Origin of the sequence: Stenotrophomonas sp. AS1 (assembly GCF_048957655.1) — a bacterium.
Classification (GTDB): domain Bacteria; phylum Pseudomonadota; class Gammaproteobacteria; order Xanthomonadales; family Xanthomonadaceae; genus Stenotrophomonas; species Stenotrophomonas bentonitica_A.
Genome location: NZ_JARVXM010000008.1, coordinates 151,948 through 174,138, shown reverse-complemented (window position 1 = coordinate 174,138; position 22,191 = coordinate 151,948). Strand labels below are relative to the sequence as shown.

Genomic DNA, 22,191 nt, shown 5'->3' with positions numbered 1-22,191 from the left:
ATCCCGGTATGCCCGCTGAACCCGCCCTCTGGTACCTGTACCTGCTTGAATGCCGCAACGGCAGCTATTACGCCGGCATCAGCAACGACGTGGAGGCGCGCTTCCAGGCCCACCTCGCCGGCAAAGGGGCCAAATACACCCGGGCCCACCCACCGGTGAGGGTGCTGGCGATGCGCGCCTACCCGGACCGGGCCGCGGCGTCGAAGGCCGAGTGGCAGCTCAAGCGACAGCCCCGGGAGCGCAAACTGGCGTGGCTGCAGCTGCCCGAACCCGGGTAACGTTGCGCGCGGCTTGTTCGGGCCTTCGCCGGCGGCATACCATCGATCTCCGTTCGTTGATCCGCTTGCCCAAGCCCTGGAGTGCCATGTCCCGCGATCTGTCGTTGTACCCGGAAGATGAGAATGGCGATGTGCTCTGGAACATGTTGCAGGATGGCGACGACCTGTCGATTCCGCGCGAGGTGGATTTCGCGCTGATCTTCCCGACCCAGGACGTGGCGATCGCCTTCGCCGTGCACCTGCTCAAGAACGAGCAGAAGGTGTCCTTGGCCGCGTACGAGGGCAACGAGGAATACCCGTGGCAGGTAGTGGTGCATCCGCTGATGCTGCCGACCCACCAGAACATCTCGGGCTTCGAAGGTCTGCTCGCCAGCGAGGCAGTCTCCTACAGCGGCCAGGTCGACGGCTGGGGCTGTCTGTCGCAGGGCTGAGCGGCCCATCCGTGTGGCAGCCCGGCATGGCTGGCTGCCACCGTTGCCGCTCGACCGCTCAGGGCGTCGGCGGCCGCTTCGGCCGCCGATCATCCTGCGCATCGCCGAAGATGATCCGCGCGCTGCGCTGGTAGCTCCAGTACGCCACTGCCCAGTTCAGCAGCACCACCACGCGGTTGCGGAAGCCGATCAGGAAGAACACGTGCGCGGCCAGCCAGAACCACCACGCCAGCACGCCGGAGAGCTGCAGGCGGCCGAGGTGGACGATCGCGGCCATGCGGCCGATGGTCGCCAGATTGCCGAAGTCCTGGTACTTGAACGGGCCTGGCGCAGGCTTGCCGGCCAGGCGCGCCTGGATCGTGGTCGCCACGTGCTTGCCCATCTGCTTGGCTGCCGGGGCGACGCCGGGTACCGGCCTGCCATCGGCCTGGGTCAACGCGGCCAGATCCCCGGCCACGAAGATCTCCGGGTGACCGTCCAAGGTGAGATCGGGCTGCACCGGCACGCGGCCGGCGCGATCCAGCGGAACCTCCAGCGTGCGCGCCAGCGGCGAGGCGGCGACACCGGCGGCCCAGACCACGGTGCGCGCTTCGACGAAGCGCTCGCCCAGCTGGAAGCCCTCGGCGTTGATGTCGCTCACCGGCGTACCGGTGAGCACTTCCACGCCCAGTTTCTCCAGCTGGCGGCGCGCCTTGAGCGAGAGCACCTCGGGGAAGGTGGACAGCACGCGCGGGCCGGCCTCGACCAGGCGGACCCTGGCCGAGGCAGGATCGATATGGCGGAATTCGTTGCGCAGCGTATGCCGGGCGATCTCGGCCAGGGTGCCGGCCAGTTCCACCCCGGTTGGGCCGCCGCCGACCACGGCGAAACTGAGCCAGGCGGCCTTGCGCGCGGGATCCGGTTCGGCCTCGGCGCGCTCGAAGGCGAGCAGCAGCTTGCGGCGCAGGGCGATGGCATCGTCCAGCGTTTTCAGGCCCGGCGCATCGGCGGCCCATTCGTCGTGACCGAAGTAGGCGTGGGTGGCGCCGGTGCACAGCATCAGCGTGTCGTAGGCGATCTGCGTGCCATCGGCCAGCGTCGCAGTGCGTGCGGCCTTGTCGATGTCAGTGACTTCACCCAGGCGCACTTCAACGTTGCGCTGATGGCCCAGGATGTGGCGCAGCGGGGCGGCGATATCGGGTGCCGAGAGGCCGGCGGTGGCCACCTGGTAAAGCAGCGGCTGGAACAGATGGTGGTTGCGACGGTCCACCAGGGTGATGCGCACGTGCGCCGAGGCAAGGGCACGGGTGGCCCAGAGGCCGGCAAAACCACCACCGATGATGAGCAGGTGGGGCGTGGGATCGCGGGTCATGCTTCACTCCTTGGCGGGCGCCGGAGGGGGGCGGCGCAGGTCGTCTCGTGATGCGGCCCATGGTCGCACGTGAAGCGCGATGTTCACGTCGATGGCCGATACTGGGTTCAGGGGCCATCGCGCCTGCCCGATGGCCGATCCGATCCCGCCCTGGAGACCGAGATGTCCGAACCGGAAAAGCGCATCGCCCTGCTGATCGATGCCGACAACGCACCCGCCTCCAAGATCGATGCGGTGCTGGCCGAAGTCGCCCGCTACGGCGTGGCCAATGTCCGCCGTGCCTACGGCAACTGGAAGAGCCCGCGCTTGAAAGGGTGGGAATCGGTGCTGCACGAATACGCGATCCGCCCGATCCAGCAGTTCGCCTACAGCCGCGGCAAGAATGCCTCGGACATGGCGATGGTGATCGATGCGATGGACATGCTGTACGCGCGCAATCTGGACGGCTTTGCAATCGTCTCCAGCGATGCCGACTTCACGCCGCTGGTGATGCGCCTGCTGACCGACGGGGTCAAGGTGTACGGCTTCGGTGAGAAGAAAACGCCCGAGCCGTTCGTCAACGCGTGCTCGAAGTTCACCTACATCGAAGCGCTGGGCCAGCCCCATGCGGCCGATCAGGAGGTGGAACAGGACAACGAAGAAACGCGCCCGCGCAAGAGCGGGCCCGAACTGCGCAACGACACCCGGCTGGTGCAGATGCTGCGCCGTGCAGTTACGTCGGCCGAAGCCGAGGATGGCTGGTCGCACCTGGGGCCGGTCGGCAGCCAGATCGGCAACCAGGCCTCGTTCGATTCGCGCAATTACGGGTACAGCAAACTCAGCGATCTGCTGGCCGCGACCGGCCTGTTCGAGATGAAGAAGGACGGCAAATCGACCTATGTGCGCGCGCTGCCCAAGAAGAGCACGGCCAAGGCGGCAAAGTAAGCCCCCGCCGATCGGCGTATCGTATCCGCACCGCGCGACCCGTGCCGCGCATCGCCCGATATGAGAATCCGATCATGCTGAAAATCTGGGGCCGTCGCAATTCCAGCAACGTGCGCAAAGTGCTGTGGTGTGCCGAGGAGATCGGCGCGCCGTACGAGTCGATCGAGGTCGGCGGTGCCTTCGGTGGCACGCAGTCGCCGGAATACCGTGCGATGAACCCGAACGGGCTGGTGCCGGTGATCGAGGACCAGGGCCTACCGCTGTGGGAATCCAACACGATCGTGCGCTACCTCTCCGCGCGCTACGCGCTGGGCACGCTGTATCCGGAAGACGTGGTGGCGCGCGCGCAGTCGGAGAAGTGGATGGACTGGACCACCTCGACCTTCGCCGGCGTGTTCCGCGATCTGTTCTGGGGCACGCTGCGGACCGCGCCGGCGGATCGGGACGAGGCGCGCATCGCTGCCGCGCTGGTGCGCTCCGGCGAGTTGCTGGCGATGGCCGATGAAGCCCTGTCGCGGCAGCCGTATCTGTCCGGTGAGCAGTTCGCGATGGGCGATATTCCGCTGGGCGCCTTCATCTATGCGTGGTTCGAGATGCCGATCCAGCGCCCGGACCTGCCGCATCTGGCGGCCTGGTACGAACGGCTGAAACAGCGGCCGGCATATCAGCGTGGGGTCATGACCGCGCTCACCTGAGCGACCGTGCCGCGCTAATACAGATCCATCGGATCCACATCCAGCGACCAGCGCACCTTGCGTGCCTGGGGCAGCGCGGCAATCTGCGGCGTCACCTGGTCCAGCACGCCATGCAACGGGCGCCGCGCCGGTGAGGACAGCAGCAACTGAGTGCGCTGGTAGCCCGCGCGGCGCGGCATCGGCGCGGGCATCGGGCCATAGCGTTCCACCGCCGCATCGTCGGGAATCAAGGCGCGCACGGCACTGAGCATCGCGTTGGCATGCTCCACCTGCTGCGCTTCGGCACGCAGCAGTGCCAGATGCGCGAAGGGCGGAAAACCGGCCGCCTCGCGCTGCTGCAGTTCCGCATGGGCAAAGGCGTGATACCCGCCGTTGACCAGTGTCTCCAGCAACGGATGCCCCGGGTGATGGGTCTGCAGCCAGACCTCCCCCGCATCCACCGCGCGCCCGGCGCGGCCGGCGACCTGGATCAGCTGCTGCGCGAGTTTCTCACTGGCGCGGAAGTCGGCCGAGAACAGGCCTTCGTCGATGCCGACCACGACCACCAGGGTCAGCTTCGGCAGGTCGTGCCCCTTGGCCAGGATCTGCGTGCCGACCAGGATCCCCGCGCGATCGCCGAGCGAGGCCAACTGGGTCTCCAGCGCGTCGCGCTTGCCGGTGGTGCCGCGGTCGATGCGGATCACCGGAAAATCCGGGAATGCTTCGACCAGATGTTCTTCCAGCCGTTCGGTACCGATGCCCTGCGGCTGCAGCGCCAGGCTGCCGCAGTCCGGGCAGGCCAGCGGCGCGGACTGGCGTGCGCCACAGTGATGGCACTGCAGGCGGCGGCCGCCGGCGTGCACGGTCATCGGCGCATCGCAGCGCTGGCACGGGGCGGTCCAACCGCAGTCATGGCAGAGCAGCACGGGTGCATAGCCGCGGCGGTTCTTGAACACCAGCACCTGGTGCCCGGCCTGCAGATGCTGGCTGATGCCGGCCAGTACCTCCGGCGACAGCCCATCGCGCAGCGGCCGTTTGCGCACGTCGAGCACGCGCACCACGGGGGGCCGCGCCGCGCCCGCGCGCTGCTTCAGGCGCAGGTGGGTGTAGCGGCCGGCCTGCGCGTTGTGCAGCGATTCCAGCGACGGCGTGGCACTGCCGAGCACCACCGCCACGTCCAGTGCCTTGGCGCGCACCAGCGCGAAATCCCGCGCGTGGTAGCGGATGCCGTCCTGTTGCTTGTAGCTGCCGTCGTGCTCTTCGTCGATCACGATCAGGCCCGCATTCGGCAGCGGGGTGAACACCGCCGAGCGCGTGCCGACGATGACCTGCGCTTCACCCCGCGCGGCAGCCGCCCACACGCGGGCACGCTCGTTGTCGTTCAGGCCCGAGTGCAGCACATGCACCGGAATGCCCAGGCGGTTGCGGAAGCGCGACAGCGTCTGTGGGGTCAGCCCGATCTCCGGCACCAGCACCAGCGCCTGCTTGCCACGCGCAAGGCACGCCACGATCGCCTGCAGGTAGACCTCGGTCTTGCCACTGCCGGTGACGCCATCCAGCAGGTAGGCGGCAAAGCCGTCGGCGGCGGTGATCGCGGCGATCGCGTCGGCCTGTTCGGCGTTGGGCGCGGGGCCGCCTGCGGGCGAGGCCACGGCCGGCGAATGGGCCAGCGCGATCCGTTCAACCAGCCCGCGCTTGGCCAGCGAGCGGGCGGCGCTGCGCCAGTCGTCCATCAACGTATCCAGGCGGTCTTCGTTCACCACACCCTCGGCCAGGCACTCGGCCAATCGCTGCGGGCGGGTGCCGTTGCGCAACTTCGGCTGCGGGTCGTGCCCGGCGTCGGTCAACTGCCAGCCCCACTGATGGGTGTCCGGCACTGCTTCACCGCGCCGCAGCGGGCCGGGCAGGCCCGTACTGATCACCTCGCCCAGCGGCGCATGGGTGTAGCGCGCCAGCCACTGCAGCGAGCGCCACAGCTCGCCGGTCAGCAGCGGCGTGGTGTCGATCCACTCGATCGCCGCGCGCAGGCTGCCGGGATCCTCCACCTGGCCGATCCCGGCCACCACCCCCACCAGCTCGCGGGAGCCGAACGGCACCCGTACCCGTTGCCCGGTCATTCCCGGGTCCGGGACCGGCCCGGGCGGCGGGGCGTAGTCGAACAGTTGCGGCAGCGGCACCGGCAGGGCGACGCGCAGGGTCGAAGACGAGGAGGTCATCGGGCCAGTGTAGCGGGGCAGGTGGACCCGGATCACGCCCATTCACCGTCTCAACCAGGTGCGCGCCGAATCATAAATCCCACCTAAATATCCGACTTGATTGGAGATTCAGGCTTATCCACATCTTCTGTGGATAAGTCTGTGTGCCATTGCGTATGTGACCGCCTTGCGTCAGGAACTTCCGATGTTCTCCTCAGGTTGGTCAAAAAATAGCCAAGAAACAATGATCAATAAAAACAACAAGATAGCTGTGAAACAAAGTTGAAACAGACTTGACGTGGGCCTCACCTGCGGTTCTACCCCGGTTTTTCGTGGTGCTGTGCACAACCTTTTCCACTGGAACGCTTTGCAGACTGTGGCCGCTCACAGGAAATGAACATCCGCGCGCCGCAGCAGTGACGCAATCGCTATCATTTCCACACAATGATGGAGTTGCTATGACGGCTGCGCCCGCCCCCGTTTCCTCTACCGCAGCCGGCGCGCTGTCGGCATTTCTTCGTGGCGTTGAACGCCGGGCCCTGGTCGTGGCCGAGCTGCAGTGCGGCGACCCGACCGTGGCCGAGCAGGCCCTGGTCGCGGTCATGCGCGCCTTTGCCGGGATCGCCAGCGACCTGCCCATGGCCCAGTGGCCAGAGCGGTTCTGGTCGCTGCTGGTGCACCGCGCACCGTTGCGGGACCCGGCCGCAGGCCAGTGGCCGGTGCCGCTGGCGCATCTTGCCGGGCTGGCCCCGCCGGCACGGCTGGCGTTCGTGCTGCGGATCGGCGGTGGGCTGGATGAAGCCGCTGCCGCACAGGTCCTGGATCTGCCGATGGCCGACTACCAGCACGCCCTGGCCGATGCCTGCCCGCGCGATGCCCATGGCAATCCCGATGCCGCTGGCTGGCGCGCCCTGGCCGAGCAGGTCCAGCTGCGCATCCGGGATCTGCCCGCCAGCCGTCTGCAGCGGCTGCAGCAACCCGTGGCCGCCCCGGTCAGCCAGCCATCGGACGCAGCGTCCTGGCGCACCCCGGCCAAGTCCGATGCCCCCGCCCAGCGCCGCCCGGTCAGGCGCCAACGCGGCCGCCGTTTCCCATGGAAGGGCGTGCTGATCGTGGCCGCGACCGTCGGCGTGCTGCTGGGCGGTGCCACCTGGTGGAAACACGCCCGCCAGGCCGGCGACCCCGTGATGGATACCCCCGAAGGCGCGGTCGCCGATGCGGGCCCGGTCAAGGTCGAAGCGCTCCCGGCTGACGATCTGCCGAGCGTGGCCCCGGCTGCCTCGCCGTACGCTGCCAGCGATGCGGCGATGCTGGCCGACCCGGACCTGCCGACCGCCCGTGATGCCGATCTGTACGCCTGGTTCGCCGCCGGTGGCCCGGTCCCGGTCGACGAATCGCAGGCCCAGCCGAGCCGACCCGAACCCGCCACCGCCGGCCTGGAGACGGCTGCCGCCGATGAGTAAGCCTGCCTTCCTGCTGATCGCCCTCGGGCTCTCCAGTGCGGCCATCGCCGCCCCCAACCGGGTCGAGGTGCCGCTGGCGGTGCCCGCGCCTGCCAGTGCCACCGCCCCGGCGATCCCGGCCACGCCTGCGGCGCTGGACCCGGCCCAGCTGCGTGAACTGCGCAGCCGCTATGCCGCCTGGCAGGCCATGAGCGAGGGCGAGCGTGCCCGCGTGCGTGCCGCCGCGGCGCGCGTGGCGGCGCTGCCTCCGGCCCAACAGCAGGCGCTTCGCCAGCGCTTCGCCGAGCAGGACCAGCGCTTCCGCGACGGCTGGCTGCTTGGCCCGCAGCTCGGCCACGAGTTCACCAAACTGCAGGGCCTGTTCGGCTATCTGCCGGCCGAGCAGCGTCCCACGGCGTTGGCCGTGCTGCGCCAGCTCACGCCCTCCCAGCTGACCCAGCTCACGCTGGTGGCCCAGCGCACCCCGCCGCAGGACCGCGACCGCGTGCGCGCCGAGTTCCTGGGGGTTGCCCCCACCGCACGCGACACCTGGCTGCGCGAGCACGTGGGGCACTGACGGGTTCGTCTCCGTTTACCTGAAAGCGCGGCTTTTCCCCCGCCGCGCGCGTAAGATGGCGGGCCGCAACCCGGTGCCTGTGCCCTCCGCGCGCGACCGTAGTTGCCGTCTGTGACTCCCATGTCTACCGCTTCCTCCACGCCGCGCCTCTCCCGGGAAGTGCGCGCCACCGGCCTGCTCGCGCTGCCGCTGGTTCTGGGCCACGTCTCCACCGGCCTGATTTCCTTCGTCGACAACGTGATCGCCGGTCACCACGGCACCCACACGCTCGCCGCCGTCACCATCGGTACGGCGCTGCTGTGGCTGCCGATGCTGATCCCGATCGGCACGCTGATTTCGCTGACCGCCTCGGTGTCGCAGCTGCATGGCGCCGGCCGCGAGCGCGAGATCGGCCCGCTGTTCCGCCAGGCCCTGTGGCTGGCGCTCGGCCTGGGCCTGATCATGTTCACCTTCCTCACGGTGGTGCCGCCGCTGCTTCCCGCGTTCGGCATCGCGCCGGACATCGTGCCGGGCGCAACCGCGTTCCTGCACGCGGTGCGCTGGGGCGGGCCGGCGCTGACCCTGTACTTCTGCATGCGCTACCTCAGCGAAGGCATGCACTGGACGCTGCCGACGATGCTGCTCGGCTTCGGCGGCCTGCTGGTGCTCGCGCCGCTGGGCTATGTGCTGTGTTACGGCAAGCTCGGCTTCCCCGAGCTGGGCGCCGAAGGCCTGGGCATGGCCTCGGCGATCATGATGTGGCTGCAGGCGCTGTGCTTTGCCGGTTATCTGTGGAAGACCAAGCGGTTCGCCCACCTGCAGCTGTTTTCGCATCTCGAAGCGCCGCGCTGGTCGGCGATCTGGGACCTGCTGCGGACCGGCCTGCCGATCGGCATCACCGTGCTGATGGAAGGTGGGTTGTTCATCGTCACCGCGCTGCTGATCGGTCGCCTCGGCGCCACCGAAGCCGCCTCCCACCAGATCGCCATCAACGTCGCGCAGCTGTGCTTCATGATCCCGATGGGCGTGGCCGAGGCCACCACGGTACGGGTCGGCCATGCGGTCGGCAGCGGCAACGGGCTGGGCGTGCGTCGCGCGGCGATCGCCGGGCTGGTGATCATCCTCGGCACGCAGACGCTCTCGGCGCTGGTGCTGCTGTTTGGCCATGACGCCATCGTCGGCGTCTACACGGCCGACATGGGCGTGGCCGCACTGGCCTCGACGCTGTTGCTGTACGCGGCGGCATTCCAGTTCCCGGATGGCATCCAGGTGCTCTCGGCCGGCGCGTTGCGCGGGCTGAAGGACACCCGCGTGCCGATGTTCATCGCCATGTTCTCGTACTGGGGCCTGGGCATGCCGCTTGGCGCCGGGCTGGGGCTCGGCCTGGGCATGGGCCCGCAGGGCATGTGGCTGGGCCTCATCCTGGGCCTGACCGCCGCCGCGATCCTGATGGGCTGGCGCCTGCGCGTGAGCAGCGCCCGCGCCGGTCTCCCTTCGACACCCTGACTTGTGTCCGATGCCGGCGCGCCCGGCACCGGCTATTCTGGCACCACGGCAAGAAGCCACTCTGGAGTTACCCCCATGAACCAACCCGCGCGTCGCAATCCCGTCGCCAGCTTCTTCATCGGGCTGTGGGATGTGATGAACTTTACCCGCCGGCTGATCCTCAACCTGGTGTTCTTCGGCCTGCTGTTCCTGATCCTGATCCTGTTCATCGTCGCGATGGGCAAGAGCGCGACCTCCAAGGCCTCGCTGCAGGACCGCACGACCCTGGTGATCGCACCGGAAGGCCGGCTGGTCGAGCAGTTCAGCGCCGATCCGGTCAGCCGCGCGCTGGGCAAGGCAGTGGGTGACAAGGGCGCCGATGAGATCCAGCTGCGCGATCTGATCCGCGCGCTGGAGGCGGCAAAGACCGACAAGAAGATCGAGCGCGTGGTGCTGGAGCTGGACAAGCTGCAGCCGAGCGGCTTCGCTTCCATGCGCGAAGTGACCGTCGCGCTGCAGGAGCTGCGCGCCGCCGGCAAGCAGGTGGTGGCCTTCAGCGAGAACATGAGCCAGTCGCAGTACCTGCTCGCTTCGCAGGCCGATGAGGTCTACCTGGACCCGATGGGCGGCGTGGTGCTCGAGGGCCTGGGCCGCTACCGCCAGTATTTCCGCACCGGCCTGCAGGACAAGCTGGGCGTGGACGTGCACCTGTTCAAGGTGGGCGAGTACAAGTCGGCCGCCGAGCCGTATGTGCTCGATGCCGCCTCGCCGCAGGCCAAGGAAGCCGATCTGTTCTGGATGAACGATGTGTGGCAGCGCTACCTGGCCGACATCGCCAAGGCACGCAAGCTCGATCCGGCACAGCTGGCCGCCGGCATCGACACCATGCCCGAAGGGATCGCCGCCGCCGGTGGCGACCTGGCCAAGTTCGCCCTGCAGCAGAAGCTGGTGGACGGCCTGAAGACGCGCGAGGAAGTGGACACCCTGCTGACCGAGCGCGGCATCGCCGACGATGACGCCGACGGTGGCTACCGCAACGTCAATCTCGACGCCTACCTGAGCGTGCTGGACGGCCGTCGCTCGCCGGTGGATTCGCGTCCGCAGGTGGCGGTGATCGTGGCGTCCGGTGAAATCTCCGGTGGCGATCTGCCGGCCGGCCGCATCGGTGGCGAGTCGACCTCGGCGCTGTTGCGCGAAGCGCGCGACGACAAGGACGTGAAGGCCGTGGTGCTGCGCGTGAGCTCGCCGGGTGGTGAAGTGTTCGCCTCCGAACAGATCCGCCGCGAAGTGGTCGCGCTGAAGGAAGCCGGCAAGCCGGTGGTGGTCTCGATGGGCGACCTGGCTGCCTCGGGCGGTTACTGGATCAGCATGAACGCTGATCGCATCTACGCCGATCCCTCCACGATCACCGGTTCCATCGGCATCTTCGGCATGATCCCGAACGTGGCGCGCTCGCTGGACAAGATCGGCGTGCATACCGACGGCGTGGGCACCACCCGTTTCGCCGGTGCGTTCGACATCACCCGCCCGATGGATCCGGCCGTGGGCCAGGTGATCCAGTCGGTGATCAACAAGGGCTACGCCGATTTCACCGGCAAGGTCGCCGCCGCGCGCAACAAGCCGGTGGAAGCGGTCGATGAAGTCGCCCGCGGCCGGGTGTGGAGCGGTGCGCAGGCCAAGGAGCGCGGCCTGGTGGATGACTTCGGTGGCTTGAAGGCCGCGGTGGCCGATGCCGCCAGCCGTGCCAAGCTCGGCGAGGCCGGCAAGTTCCGCGTGCGTTACATCGAGAAGGCGGCCACGCCGTTCGCGCAGTTCCTCAGCGGCTTCGCCAGCAGCCATGCCGGTGCCTGGATGCTGGGCGAATCGGGCATGGCCCGGCTGATGCTGGCCCGTTCGATGCCGGAGCTGGACACCCAGCTGCGCTTTGTCGAAGAGGCCGCGCGTGACCCGCGCAACAACGCCGCGCCGGTCAAGACGCTGGTGTACTGCTTCTGCGGGCTGTAAGCGGCTTCAGCGGTTCTGTGTGACACCCGAACGCCCGGCCTGTGCCGGGCGTTCTGCCATCCGGCCGATGGGGTCAGGGGCTGGGCGGTGGCGCATCGCCGGTGGCGCGGTCAACCTCGGCGGCTTGAGCGTCGGCGGTCTTCTGCAACGTATCGCCCACGCCCTTGGCGCGGTCGATCGGATCGTGGATCGCATCGCGCAGTGCGGTCGCCTGTGGTTCCGGCGGTGTGTCCGGTGCCGGGGGCACCGGGCGGTTGCAGGCGCTCAGCGCGAGCATCGCGAGCAGCGGCAGGGCAGTACGGATCGTCATGGCAACCTCCCTCGGTGAGCCGGTGGCAGAGGACCAGTGTCCCACCGCCTCGCGCCCCGCGCGTGATGGCGTCCGGCGTGCCGGCCATCGCGCGTTATCCTATCCGCGCAGCACGACCGGTGCCGCATTCCATGGATTACCGCAGGAGAGGCACGTGAGCGCGCAACGTTGGCGACTGGATGGACAGACCGCATTGATCACCGGCGCCAGCGCCGGCATCGGCTTGGCGATCGCGCGCGAACTGCTGGGCTTCGGTGCGGACCTGCTGATCGTGGGCCGTGATGCCGATGCGCTGGAAATGGCGCGCGACGAGCTCGCCGATGCCTTCCCGGACCGTGAGATCCACGGCCTGGCCGCCGACGTCTCCGATGATGAAGACCGCCGCGAGATCCTGGACTGGGTGGAAGACCACAGCGATGGGCTGCACATCCTGGTCAACAACGCCGGCGGCAACATCAGCAAGCCGGCCACCGAATACACCGAGGACGAATGGCGCGGGATCTTCGAGACCAACCTGTTCTCGGCCTTCGAGCTGTCGCGCTACGCGCACCCGCTGCTGGCGCGGCATGCGGCTTCGGCCATCGTCAACGTCGGCAGCGTCTCCGGCCTGACCCACGTACGCAGCGGCGCGGTGTATGGCATGACCAAGGCCGCCATGCACCAGATGACCCGTAACCTGGCCGTGGAGTGGGCCGAGGACGGCATCCGCGTCAACGCGGTGGCGCCGTGGTACATCCGCACCCGGCGGACCTCAGGGCCGTTGTCGGATCCGGATTACTACGAGCAGGTGATCGACCGCACCCCGATGCGGCGCATCGGCGAGCCGGAAGAAGTCGCTGCCGCCGTCGGCTTCCTGTGCCTGCCGGCCTCCAGCTACGTCACCGGTGAGTGCATCGCGGTGGATGGCGGGTTCCTGCGCTACGGGTTCTGAGCCGGCCAGCGGCCGGCACTACCGATCACAGGGTGCGTGGCAGCTCACAGGGTGCGCGGCAGCATGCGGTCATGGCGCACGGTCAATCCAGTCACGACGCGGGCAAACCGGGTCACGGGACCGGGCAATCGCTGTCGGCCAGCACCGCTTCCAGGCGCGCGCGCTCGGCGGTTGCAGCGGCCTGATTCTCCGGCGCAGCAAAGCGCTCGCGGCCGCGCGCGTCGCGGAAGCGCTGCTGCCAGCTGCTGCAGCGCTGCGCATCGGCGACCGGCTCGCAGGCATCGCGGACCACTTCGCAGCTGGCCGCGTTGCCTGGTGCCTGGCTGCCACCCAGCCCGGTCAGGGCCAGCGATTCGCACCGTGACGGGGCCGGTTCGCGCTCATGCAGGTAACGAACACCTTCTGCGGAGACGCATTGGTAGATGTCCGGCAGCGGCGGCTTGGGCGGCCCTGCAGCGTCGTGCTCGGCCGCCGGCGGTTGCGGGCGCAGGGCTGCACTGTCGAGCAGGCCAGTGTCCTCATCGCCCGCCTGCGGCAGCGGTGGCATGGTGTGCGCGGTGGTGGGCACGGACGGCGCTGCCTCGGCCACGGCGGCGCCACGCACCGGCGCGCTGATCCGCTGGATGCGCTGTTCGCTGCCGGCGGGACAGGCCACGCTCTGGATGGTGAGGTTGCCGCCTGCATCGGTGCAGCGGAAGAACACCGCCTCGTCTGCCGCAGCGGGCAAGGACACGAACAGCAGGGGCAGCAGGAACCGTCGTTTCATCGCATCAGTGTAGAGCGCAGCGCGCTCAGTGGCCGCCGCAGTCCTGGTCCAGGCGCGCATCGATCCCGCGCTGCTCGCGGGTCAGCGCGTCTCGCTCGCTCTGCAGCGCACTGTTGTAGCGGCGGATCAGGTCCCAGCGCCGGTCTTTCAACCGCGAGCAGACCTCCTGCGCGGGCAGGGCATGACATTCATCGCGCACCAGCACGTTGCCCGCCGGTACCACCACGCTGTTCCCCACGCCCGGGTACGGATAGCCACCGCCTTCCCACTGCGAGCTGCCACCGCCGATGTTGATGCTGCCGCCGACCCGTGAGCCGCCGCCACTGACGGAGAGCGAGCCTCCACTGCTGCGCACCGAGCCGCTGCCCATCGGCATGATCGGTGGCAACGGCCGTGAGGGTGGATGGCTGCCCGAGGGCGGCCTCGGGCCAGGCGGATACGGCAGATAGGCCTCGGTCCAGATCGGCACCCAGCGCGGATTGCCTTCATTGCTGTCGCTGACGTAGCTGTCGCCCTCGCTGGTGGTGCATTCGTACATCGGCTGCGGCGGCTGCACGTGCACATACCGCACCTCGCGGTCCGGCGCGCGCGGTGCAGGCGTCGGCTCGGGCGCGCGGTCGCTGCGAACGACCTGCGGGGCCGGGTCGCGTGGGCGCTGCAGGTCGCGGACCTGCTGTCGGCCCTCGCGGCACGGGGCATCCTGCAGCGAGACGGCGCCGTTGCTGCCAACGCAGCGATAGATGCGTACGTTGTCGTTCTGCGCCGCAGCGGGCAGCACAGGGCCCACCAGTGCGAGCAGGGCCAACCACAGGGCAGGGCGCAGGATCATGCAGCCAGTGTGCGGGTTTGCCTGCCTGCGCGCAAAAGGCGGCTCAGCTGCGCAACACCTGGCCGCTGAGCGCATCGCGGATCGGCGTGGGCTGTGCCAGGCCACCGGTCTGGCCATCGATCAGGCCATCGAGCAGGGCCAGCAGGCGCGGGTCCAGCTCGGCACGCGTGCGTGCCGGCGGCTCGCCGGCAAGGTTGGCACTGGTGGAGACCAGTGGCCCGCCCCAGGCACGGCAGAGCGCGGCGACCAGCGGGTGGGCGCTGATCCGTACGGCGATGCCGCTGTGTTCGCCGGTGATCCAGCGCGGCGCGCGAGCGCCGGCGGGCAGGATCCAGGTATTGGCACCGGGCCAGCTGGCCAGCACCGCGCTTTGGCGGTCCAGGGGCAGGACCTCCATCCGCACCCACCCTTCCAGCTGGGCCGGATCGGCGGCGACGAGGATCATGCCTTTTTCGACCGGCCGCTGCTTGAGCTGCAGCAGCTTCATCACGGCCGCCTCGTGCGCGGGGTCGCAGCCCAGGCCCCAGACCGCTTCGGTGGGATAGGCGATCACCCCGCCCGCGCGCAGCACGGGCAGGGCAGTGTCCACAGTGAGTTCGTTCATGGAAGGCGGGCCGGATGCATGGCCCGCATTATCCTCCCGCCGTGGCGGGAGGGGTCAACCCGGCCGCAGGCAGGTTCACGTGACGTGACCTGCCCGAGGGGGTCAGGAGGCCTTTTTGACCGCCTTCTTCACCGCTTTCTTGGCCACCTTCTTGGTCGCCTTCTTCGCCGTGGCCTTCTTGGCGACCTTCTTCACCGCGGCCTTCTTGGTGGCGGTCTTCTTGGTCGCTTCACCGGCAGCGGCTTTCTTGGCCGGTGCCTTCTTGGCCACGACCTTCTTGGCGGCCTTTTTGCCGAAGCCCTTGCGCACCGGCTTGCCGGTTTCTTCCATCAGCTTCTGCACCTCGGCCAGGGTCAGCGAGGCCGGCTCGCGATCCTTCGGGATCTTGCCGTTCATCTTGCCGTCGCTGATATACGGGCCGAAGCGACCGTTCAGCACCTGGATCTCGCTGCCCTCGAATTCCTTGATGATCCGGTTGCGCGCGATCTCTTCCTTCTCTTCGATCAGGAACACGGCGCGGGCCAGGTCGATGGTGTACGGGTCGTCTTCCTTCTTCAGCGAGGCATAGGTGCTGCCGCGCTTGGCGAACGGACCGAAGCGACCGATGCCGACGCTGACGTCCTCATCCTTGTCCTGGCCGAGCGCACGCGGCATCAGGAACAGCTCCAGCGCGTCTTCCAGGGAGATGGTGTGCATCGACTGGCCGGGGCGCAGCGAGGCGAACTTGGGCTTGTCCTCGGCATCTTCGGCGGTACTGCCGATCGCCGCGTAGGGCCCGAAGCGGCCCAGGCGCACGCTGACCGGCTTGCCGGTCTTGGGGTCGGTGCCGAGCTCGCGCGCGCCACTGGCCTCGGCGCGGTCGACCGATTCGTTCTTCTCGCCGACCAGCTTGTGGAACGGTTCCCAGAAGCGCGCCATCAGCGGGATCCAGTCTTCCTCGCCACGCGACACCGCATCGAGCTCATCTTCGAGCTTGGCGGTGAAGTCGTAATCCACGTACTGGGTGAAGTGGCTGGAGAGGAACTTGGAGACCGCGCGGCCCACGTCGGACGGGCGGAAGCTGCGGCCTTCCATCTCCACGTACTTGCGGAACAGCAGGGTCTGGATGATCGAGGCGTAGGTCGAGGGGCGGCCGATGCCATATTCTTCGAGCGCCTTGACCAGCGCCGCTTCGGTGAAGCGCGGCGGCGGCTGGGTGAAGTGCTGTTCGGCCAGGATGCGCTCGAGCGGCACGCGGTCGCCGGGCTTCATCGCCGGCAGCTTGCGGCCTTCATCGTCGTCCTCGGCACTCTTGTTGTCCTTGCCTTCCTCGTACACGGCCAGGAAGCCGGGCACGACCACGGTGGTGCCGCTGGCGCGGAACACGTGCTCGCTGCCGGCCGACAGGTCCACGCTGACGGTATTGAGCGTGGCCGGGATCATCTGGCAGGCGACGGCGCGCTTCCAGATCAGCTCGTACAGCTTGCGCTCGTCGTCGGTGAGGAAGCGCGCCACCTGGGCAGGGGTGCGCAGCGCCGAGGTCGGACGCACGGCTTCGTGCGCTTCCTGGGCGTTCTTGGATTTGGTCTGGTAGGTGTTGGGCTGGTCCGGCAGCGAGGCGATGCCGAAGTCGCGCGCGATCACGTCGCGGATCTCGGCCAGCGCGTCCTGGGAGAGGTTCACCGAGTCGGTACGCATGTACGAGATCAGGCCGACCGTGCCTTCTTCCTCACCGATCGCCACGCCTTCATACAGCTTCTGCGCGACCTGCATGGTCTTGCGCGTGGTGAAGCCGAGCTTGCGCGAGGCTTCCTGCTGCAGGGTGGAGGTGGTGAACGGCGGGGCCGGGCGGCGCTTGCGCTCCTTGCTGACCACGTCGGTGACGTGCAGGGCGCCCTGGGCGGCCTGCTGGATGCGCATGCGCGCGGCCTCGGCGGTGTCGCCGTCGGTCACGGTGAACTGTTCGAACTTCTGGCCGTCCAGCTTGATCAGGCGCGCATTGAAGTGCTGGGAGGGATGCGCGCACAGCGCGTCGATGCTCCAGTACTCGCGCGCGATGAAGGCTTCGATCTCTTCTTCGCGCTCGACGATCATGCGCAGCGCCGGGCTCTGCACGCGGCCGGCGGACAGGCCGCGCTGCACCTTGCGCCACAGCACCGGGGAGAGGTTGAAACCGACCAGGTAGTCCAGCGCGCGGCGTGCCTGCTGCGCATCGACCAGGTCGCCGGCGATCTCGCGCGGGTGGCCCATCGCTTCCTTGATGGCGCGCGGGGTGATCTCGGTGAAGACCACGCGCTGCATCGGCTTGTCCTTGACCAAGCCGCGCTCGCGCAGGATTTCAGCGATGTGCCAGCTGATCGCTTCCCCCTCGCGATCCGGATCGGTCGCCAGGAAGATGTCGTCGGCGCCCTTGGCGGCCTTGACGATGGCATCGACGTGCTTTTCGTTCTTCTCGATGAGGTCGTAGCGCATCGCGAAGTTGTTGTCGGGGTCGACCGCACCTTCCTTGGGCACCAGGTCGCGCACATGCCCATACGAGGCCAGGACGGTGAAGTCCTTGCCGAGGTATTTGTTGATCGTCTTGGCCTTGGCGGGCGATTCGACGATGAGCAGGTGCTTGGGCATGGCGTCAGGATTCTATGGGCAGGGCCCCGGGGAGGGCCGCTAGGGTGGAGCAAATGGCCGCATTAGTGAAGCGGCGCGGGCGATATACATAAACCGAACGCCCGGGGGTGGGCCGGGCGTTCAGCTTTCTGCCTATTAGTGGAATCACGCCGGGCCGGCTCATGTCAAGCGGCCCGGTGTGAGGATTGCCCGGATCAGGACATCGATGCGATCACGCCGATCATGGCGATCATCACGCCGAACAGGGCCACCATGGCCAGCGCGGCGAGCACCAGGATCACGATGGTGACCGTGCCCAGGCCGCGCTGCTGCAGCTCGGGATGCTCGGTGAAGGCCCACTTGTCGACCACCAGGGTGTCGCACATCATGTCGTGCAGGGCCTGCTTGCGCTCGGTGAAGGCCGCCATGATGAAACCGATCATCAGGATCAGGCTGCTGACGATGGTCGCCAGGTAGCGGCAGAACGCGCGCAGGAAGCTGATCCGCTCGCCGTTGCCGCGCACGACCTTGATGCCGACGGCCATCTTGCCCAGCGTGGCGCCGCCGCGCGAGGCGTGGAAGCCGGCGTAGTAGCCGATGCTGATGACCATGCTGAGCAGCATCACCACCAGGGTCAGCGCGACCTGCACGCTTTCGTTGCCCGAGCCGGCACCCGTCAGGTTGATGATCATGCTCAGCGGCAGGGTGACCACGGTGAGCAGGATGTAATCGATGAAGTAGGCGGCGTAGCGTTTCCAGAACCCGGCATAGACCACGTCCTGGCCGTTGACCACCGCGGCGTTGGCGTAGCCGGTGGCCGCGGCCGGCGCGGTGTACGGCGAGTACGTGCCACCGCCGGTGCCGGGCAGCGGGGCGGTGCCGTTGTCGATGGCGGTGTAATCCCCGCGCAGGTCGATGCCGCTGCCGAGGTTGCTGGCCGCAGCGGCCAGGTTCTGCAGCTGCAGCTCTTCGACGGCCTCGGACAGGGGCGCCCACTGCGCGAACCCTTCCCGCCACACCAGCGTGGCCAGGGTGATGTCACCGCGCTGGAAGCGCTGGCGCATGTCGTCTGCGCTCAACGGACCCTGTCGGTCCTGGCCATCGGCGAAATACCACTCAGTCATTGCTTCAATCCCCTGTTGGGTGCATCCATGGACGTGTGTCCGTTGTCAGCCGCGGCATTCCTGCGGCAGGTACTTGTCATCGGGCTCGCCGCTGCATTCCCAATGATCGGCGCCGTTGTAGTCCAACCACAGCAGCTTCCCATCCAGCGCGGCGTTGCCGGGCACGGTGAGCTGGGCTTCCACGCCGCAGTGGCCGTTGTTGAAACGGCCGATCCGCACGGTGCTGATGGCACCGTCGGCATAGCCTTCGGCCGGCTGGAAGCCTTCGTCGTCGTTGACCGGGCAGCGGCCGTGCTCGCTGTGGAACCCGGCGACCGCGACCTTGATCGGGGCCAGCGTCGCCAGTGCGTCGCTGGCCTTGGATCGCGCGACGTACTCCTGGTAGACAGGCAGGGCGATCGCGGCAAGCACTGCACCGACGATCAGCACCAGCACCACGATCACGGCCGCGACAATGCCCACGATCGCGCATCCGCTCAGTGCCTTGCGGGGCGGCGGAACGGTGATGGGGGTCGGGGTGGCGGTGTGCACGGGTGCGCTGGGGGCGACCGCCGCGGCCGGCAGTGACGGCGGCACTGCGGGGCCGGGCGCTGGCGCTGCCAGCGTTTCGGCCGCCTGCGCGAGGTCCAGCCCGATCTCGGCGGCCACGGTTTCCAGCGGCTGCCACTGGGCCATGCCGTCGCGCCAGACCAGCGTATCGCGCCCGATGCGGCTGGAACGGTAGAGCGCGATCAGCTCGTCAGCAGGCAGCGGACCGCGCTGCTGACTGTTTCCTTCTGCAAAGAACCACTGGTCCACCGGCCCGCTCCTGAATGCGCAAGGCGCTCAGTGTAAGGTCAGTGAAGCGGTTCCGGCTCGTCCACGAACATCTGGGTTTCCATCCAGGCGTAGGCAGCCTCTGCCCCGGGCTGGTTGAACAGCACCATCAGCACGACCCACTTGAGGTCGTCCAGGTCCAGTTCGTCCTGGTCCAGGGCCATCGCACGGTCCAGTACCAGCTCGCGCTGGCTGGCGTCGAGAATCCCGTGCTGCTCCAGGAACATCAGGAAACCGCGGCTTTCCACGTCCAGCTTGTCCAGCTCGGGGCCATGGAAGATCCGCACCGGGCCGTTGACACGGCCTAGCACGACGGCCGGGCGCTGCTCGGCGAGCGCGTCCAGCCAATCGAAGGCTTTGTTGATCTCGGTGGGGCTGAAGCCGGCCTGGATCAGGCCGTTCTGGAGGGAGTCGCGGTCGCGGATGAGGTCCGCGTCTTCGCTGAAATAGTGTTCGAACAGGTACAGCAGGACATCCAGAATGCTCTCTTTCATTGCCCCTCGGCCTGCGTCAACGACGCTGTGGAGGTGAAGAAACTAGGGTTTTCGACAGTAGCGACCATGGGCGGCCATTACCTTTCCATCCAGTTCCATGACCAGCAGCATGGCCGACAGCTGGGCCGCCGTCAATCCGCTGCGCTGGATCAGTGAATCCATACCCGTTGGGTCGTGATCCAGGGCTTTCCACAAGCACTGGTAGTCCGGGTCGGTGTAGGAAGGGGCGCGCTCGGGCGCCGGTCGTGCCTGTTCAGTGGGGGCGTCCAATCGGGTTCGCAAGGCCCCGGCCAGGGTCTGGGCCAGGGCGGTCAGGCCGGCGGTCACCTCCGCCGGCTCCTCGACCAGCGCCGCACCCTGCCGGATCAGCCGGTGGCAGCCGCGGGCCCGTGGGTTGCGGATCGAGCCGGGCAGGGCGAACACCTCGCGGCCCGCCTCGGCGGCGCAGCGGGCCGTGATCAGGGCCCCCGAGCGCTGGGCGGCCTCGATGACCAGGGTGCCCAGGCTGAGGCCGGCGATGATGCGGTTGCGTGCGGGGAAGTGCGCCTGGCTCGCCGGCATCCCGGGCGCGTATTCGCTGACCACCGCGCCGGTGGCGGCAATCCGTTCATGCAGGGCGGCATGCCGGGGCGGGTAGGTCTGGTCCAGACCGGTGGCCACCACGGCCACGGTCATGCCCCCGGCGACCTGCAGGGCGCCCTCATGGGCCTGGGCATCGACCCCGGTCGCCAGGCCGCTGATGATCGACCAGCCATCGCCGGCCAGCGCGGTGGCGAAGGCGTGCGCGTGCTCGCGGCCGCCGGGGGAGGGCGAGCGGCTGCCGACCACCGCCACCGCCGGATGCCACAGGCGCGTCGGGTCTCCGTCCACGAACAACGCCACGGGCGGTTCCTCGATCTGGGCCAGCAGCGCCGGGTAATCCGGATCGGTGAGGGCCAGCAGGTGGTGGCGTCCGTCTGCCAGCCAGGTCAGGCCGTGGGCCAGGTAGCCTTCGTCCGGCAAGGCCAAGCGGGCGCGTTGCGCGGGGCTGCATCCGGCGGCGCGCCAGGCGCCCGGACCGGCGCGCAGCGCCGCGGCCGCGTCCGGGAACTGGCGCAGCAGGCGCAGGCGGGGCGGCAGGGCGCCTCCGGCGAGGACGACGGTGAGCAGGGCGGTGGAGGAGGCAGGGCAGCAGATGGGCATCCGCTTACCCTGAGGCGCAAACGACGACGGCGCCCTAGGGCGCCGTCGGAGGGCAGGGTAGGATTCCGCCGCGCTTACTGCTTATCGGGATGCAGTGCCGAATAGCCGACGTGGACTGGCTTCACGCCTTCCATCACCAGCGCGTAGCTGACGTTCTCGAAGGTGCGGAACACCATCGCGTGGGCGGCGTACTCGTCCGGCAGGGTGACCCGGCCGGCACCGCTGGTCAGCGAATCGTCCATCCGCGACGAGTTCGGGTAGTCCATCCGGTGGGCGACGTGGCGGCCCTGGCGCCACAGCGAGAACACGGTGCCGTTGTCGACCCCGTTGGCGCTGCCGGCGGAGATCGCGATCACATCGCGCGGACCGCCCGAGGTGAAGGTGTCGGCCACCGCCAGGACGCGCACATCCAGATCGGCGGTCTGCGGGGCGGGCACGTGCGGCACGAACTGCAGATCGTACGGGCGGGCTTCGACCGGCACCAGGCGATCACCGGCGCGCACTTCGCGGCCATCGACCTGGCCCTGCAGCACCAGCGAGGTCACCTCGACATCGCCGCTCTGCACGCGGCTCACCGTGCCGACGTTGATCTGGGCCAGTTCGTAGCCCAGCGCCTGGTGGCGCTTGCTGGGCACGATGAAGGCTTTCCAGACATTGCCGCTGCCGGGCGTGGTGTCGCCGCGGGCGTTCAGGTCTTCGGTCGGCTTGGGCAGGGCGTACTGCACGGTCGGGCGGACCACCGCGTAGCGCTGGCCGACCTGGGCGTTCTCCAGGCCCCGCACATAGGCGGTCTGCCCGGTGGTAGCACGCAGGCGGTTGTCTTCCAGGTTGACCACATACGGCAGCGACTTGACCTCGTCGACCACGCTCAGCTGCTTCAGGAACGGCTCGACCTGCTCCAGCGGAACGCCGTTGATCGGGGCCTCCTGGCGCGGGCCGGGCTGGGCCACGACGCGGTCCAGATAGGCCAGGCTGAGCACGTCACCCGGGTAGATCAGGTGTGGATTCTTGACCTGCGGGTTGGCCTGCCAGATCTCCGGCCACAGCCAGGGCTTCTGCAGGAAGCGCGCCGAGATATCCCACAGCGTGTCCCCTTTGCGCACGACATAGGTATCCGGGTGCCCGCCATTCATTTCCACGGCGGTAGCATAGGTAGCAACGGTCAGCATCGCCACGGCGACGACCGTACGAGTTCGTTCAAACATAGATGTG

The 22,191-nt window shown here is 68.4% G+C and carries 21 protein-coding genes; 9 read left to right on the top strand and 12 right to left on the bottom strand.

Translation table 11 applies throughout. The annotated features are described in order from the left end of the window. The first annotated feature begins 8 nt into the window (after positions 1-8). Positions 9-278 carry a GIY-YIG nuclease family protein gene (locus PV764_RS15460; RefSeq protein ID WP_019183565.1) on the top strand — a complete coding sequence of 90 codons (270 nt, stop codon included), beginning with the start codon at positions 9-11 and terminating at the stop codon, positions 276-278. A gap of 86 nt (positions 279-364) precedes the next feature. Further along, complete coding sequence (locus tag PV764_RS15455; RefSeq protein ID WP_019183566.1) at positions 365-709, top strand: ribonuclease E inhibitor RraB; 345 nt, start codon at positions 365-367, stop codon at positions 707-709. A 58-nt stretch (positions 710-767) separates the two neighbouring features. Here the strand turns inward: PV764_RS15455 and PV764_RS15450 are convergent, their stop codons facing one another. Next, positions 768-2,060, bottom strand: coding sequence for an NAD(P)/FAD-dependent oxidoreductase (locus PV764_RS15450; protein ID WP_421117035.1), 1,293 nt, complete (start codon positions 2,058-2,060; stop codon positions 768-770). Between the two features lie 162 nt (positions 2,061-2,222). Between PV764_RS15450 and PV764_RS15445 the strand changes: the two genes are divergently transcribed. Next, positions 2,223-2,984, top strand: a complete 762-nt coding sequence (locus tag PV764_RS15445; protein WP_421117034.1) for an NYN domain-containing protein — start codon at positions 2,223-2,225, stop codon at positions 2,982-2,984. 74 nt (positions 2,985-3,058) lie between these two features. Continuing rightward, entirely contained in the window at positions 3,059-3,679 is a 621-nt protein-coding gene (locus PV764_RS15440) for a glutathione S-transferase family protein (RefSeq protein WP_019183569.1), read from the top strand. Between the two features lie 14 nt (positions 3,680-3,693). Here the strand turns inward: PV764_RS15440 and PV764_RS15435 are convergent, their stop codons facing one another. After that, complete coding sequence (locus tag PV764_RS15435) at positions 3,694-5,874, bottom strand: primosomal protein N' (RefSeq protein ID WP_421117033.1); 2,181 nt, start codon at positions 5,872-5,874, stop codon at positions 3,694-3,696. A 437-nt stretch (positions 5,875-6,311) separates the two neighbouring features. Here PV764_RS15435 and PV764_RS15430 point away from each other — a divergent pair, with 437 nt between their 5' ends. From PV764_RS15430 to sppA, 4 genes are all read left to right on the top strand, one after another. Further along, on the top strand, positions 6,312-7,316 hold the full coding sequence (locus PV764_RS15430; protein ID WP_421117032.1) for a hypothetical protein: 1,005 nt from the start codon (positions 6,312-6,314) through the stop codon (positions 7,314-7,316). Beyond that, a complete protein-coding gene (locus tag PV764_RS15425; RefSeq protein WP_070426045.1) occupies positions 7,309-7,872 on the top strand; it encodes a DUF3106 domain-containing protein in 564 nt (187 codons plus the stop codon). The genes PV764_RS15430 and PV764_RS15425 overlap by 8 nt, the downstream gene beginning before the upstream one ends. 120 nt (positions 7,873-7,992) lie before the next feature. Further along, a complete protein-coding gene (locus PV764_RS15420; RefSeq protein WP_019183573.1) occupies positions 7,993-9,357 on the top strand; it encodes an MATE family efflux transporter in 1,365 nt (454 codons plus the stop codon). Between the two features lie 75 nt (positions 9,358-9,432). Further along, entirely contained in the window at positions 9,433-11,340 is a 1,908-nt protein-coding gene (sppA, locus tag PV764_RS15415) for a signal peptide peptidase SppA (RefSeq protein WP_019183574.1), read from the top strand. 73 nt (positions 11,341-11,413) lie between these two features. Here the strand turns inward: sppA and PV764_RS15410 are convergent, their stop codons facing one another. Continuing rightward, positions 11,414-11,650: a hypothetical protein gene (locus PV764_RS15410; RefSeq protein ID WP_019183575.1), complete on the bottom strand. Its 237-nt coding sequence runs from the start codon at positions 11,648-11,650 to the stop codon at positions 11,414-11,416. 154 nt (positions 11,651-11,804) lie between these two features. On the opposite strand from PV764_RS15410, the gene PV764_RS15405 reads away from it, so the two are divergent. Next, complete coding sequence (locus PV764_RS15405; protein WP_019183576.1) at positions 11,805-12,581, top strand: SDR family oxidoreductase; 777 nt, start codon at positions 11,805-11,807, stop codon at positions 12,579-12,581. A 112-nt stretch (positions 12,582-12,693) separates the two neighbouring features. Here the strand turns inward: PV764_RS15405 and PV764_RS15400 are convergent, their stop codons facing one another. From PV764_RS15400 to PV764_RS15360, 9 genes are all read right to left on the bottom strand, one after another. Then, complete coding sequence (locus PV764_RS15400) at positions 12,694-13,347, bottom strand: DUF4124 domain-containing protein (RefSeq protein WP_019183577.1); 654 nt, start codon at positions 13,345-13,347, stop codon at positions 12,694-12,696. A gap of 25 nt (positions 13,348-13,372) precedes the next feature. Further along, a complete protein-coding gene (locus PV764_RS15395) occupies positions 13,373-14,176 on the bottom strand; it encodes a DUF4124 domain-containing protein (RefSeq protein ID WP_019183578.1) in 804 nt (267 codons plus the stop codon). A 43-nt stretch (positions 14,177-14,219) separates the two neighbouring features. Then, on the bottom strand, positions 14,220-14,780 hold the full coding sequence (locus PV764_RS15390; protein ID WP_421117031.1) for a Sua5/YciO/YrdC/YwlC family protein: 561 nt from the start codon (positions 14,778-14,780) through the stop codon (positions 14,220-14,222). A 102-nt stretch (positions 14,781-14,882) separates the two neighbouring features. Next, positions 14,883-17,384 carry a DNA topoisomerase I gene (locus tag PV764_RS15385; protein ID WP_421117030.1) on the bottom strand — a complete coding sequence of 834 codons (2,502 nt, stop codon included), beginning with the start codon at positions 17,382-17,384 and terminating at the stop codon, positions 14,883-14,885. A 194-nt stretch (positions 17,385-17,578) separates the two neighbouring features. Then, positions 17,579-18,487 carry an RDD family protein gene (locus PV764_RS15380; RefSeq protein ID WP_019183581.1) on the bottom strand — a complete coding sequence of 303 codons (909 nt, stop codon included), beginning with the start codon at positions 18,485-18,487 and terminating at the stop codon, positions 17,579-17,581. 45 nt (positions 18,488-18,532) lie between these two features. Further along, positions 18,533-19,285 carry a pilin gene (locus PV764_RS15375; protein WP_019183582.1) on the bottom strand — a complete coding sequence of 251 codons (753 nt, stop codon included), beginning with the start codon at positions 19,283-19,285 and terminating at the stop codon, positions 18,533-18,535. A gap of 38 nt (positions 19,286-19,323) precedes the next feature. After that, positions 19,324-19,797: a DUF494 family protein gene (locus PV764_RS15370; protein WP_019183583.1), complete on the bottom strand. Its 474-nt coding sequence runs from the start codon at positions 19,795-19,797 to the stop codon at positions 19,324-19,326. A gap of 42 nt (positions 19,798-19,839) precedes the next feature. Next, on the bottom strand, positions 19,840-20,979 hold the full coding sequence (dprA, locus tag PV764_RS15365) for a DNA-processing protein DprA (protein WP_019183584.1): 1,140 nt from the start codon (positions 20,977-20,979) through the stop codon (positions 19,840-19,842). A 74-nt stretch (positions 20,980-21,053) separates the two neighbouring features. After that, positions 21,054-22,184, bottom strand: coding sequence for a LysM peptidoglycan-binding domain-containing protein (locus PV764_RS15360; RefSeq protein WP_070426038.1), 1,131 nt, complete (start codon positions 22,182-22,184; stop codon positions 21,054-21,056). Between the last annotated feature and the right edge of the window lie 7 nt (positions 22,185-22,191).